Consider the following 1,001-nt stretch of genomic DNA (forward strand, 5'->3'; position numbering starts at 1 on the left):
CGCCGGGCACTCCCTGCCCCTGATGCCTCAGCCGTGGTAACACATGAGTATGCTGCCCCCATCGGCGAAATTGAGACACTACTGGCACAATTCTGGCAAGAGCTGTTGGGGTTAGAGCAAGTGGGCCGCTATGACCATTTCTTTGAACTTGGCGGTCATTCATTGCTTGCTGTTCAACTCGTTGCACGTGTGCGTCAGGTACTGGGACGAGAACTGCCAATACGACAACTTTTTGCTCACCCTCAACTGGCAGAGTTGGCGCAGGTACTCACCGATGCTTCAGCGGCCAAACAAATCGTTATTCTTCCGGCTAACCGCAACCAACCGCTGCCTTTATCTTTCTCCCAACAGCGGTTATGGTTCCTTGCTCAAATCGATCCGGCAGCCAGTCTGGCTTATCAGATTCCGCTAGTGCTACATATTACCGGCACGCTCGAACATAACGCCCTAACCACCGCTCTTGATCGTTTGGTCGCTCGTCATGAAAGCTTACGCACTCGGTTTGTATTAATTAAAGGTCAACCCTGTCAACATATTGACCCTGCGGATATTGGTTTTTCCCTGTCCTGCCAGGATCTACGCCTGTTAGCCTCAGAGAAACAGGCCCATCACGTTGCTGAAATTGTCGCTATTGAAGCACAGATGCCTTTTAACTTTACGCAAGGCCCTTTGGCTCGCAGTCAATTACTGCAATTGACCGACGAGGAGCATGTGCTGCTATTAACGTTGCACCATATCATTGCTGATGGTTGGTCTATGGGAATGCTGGAACATGAACTAAAGGTTCTCTACCATGCCATTCTTAACAGCCACGATGATCCGTTACCACCACTGACGATTCAGTATGCTGACTATGCTGTCTGGCAACGTCATTGGCTGCAAGAGATTGCCCTTACTGAACAACGTGATTTCTGGTGTGCACAGCTCGAAGAAGCGCCAGCCTTACTATCGCTTCCCACTGATCGGCCACGCCCCTCTGTACAGACTTATCGCGGTAGTCA

1 protein-coding gene is annotated in these 1,001 nt (G+C 50.6%); it reads left to right on the forward strand.

Annotated elements, in window-relative coordinates:
• Positions 1–1,001, forward strand: a 1,001-nt coding sequence (locus tag AAC147_RS06960) for a condensation domain-containing protein (protein WP_047686091.1), incomplete at both ends; no start/stop codon positions are given.

The sequence above is a fragment of the Xenorhabdus sp. NBAII XenSa04 genome (genome assembly GCF_963866145.1).
GTDB lineage: Bacteria > Pseudomonadota > Gammaproteobacteria > Enterobacterales > Enterobacteriaceae > Xenorhabdus > Xenorhabdus indica.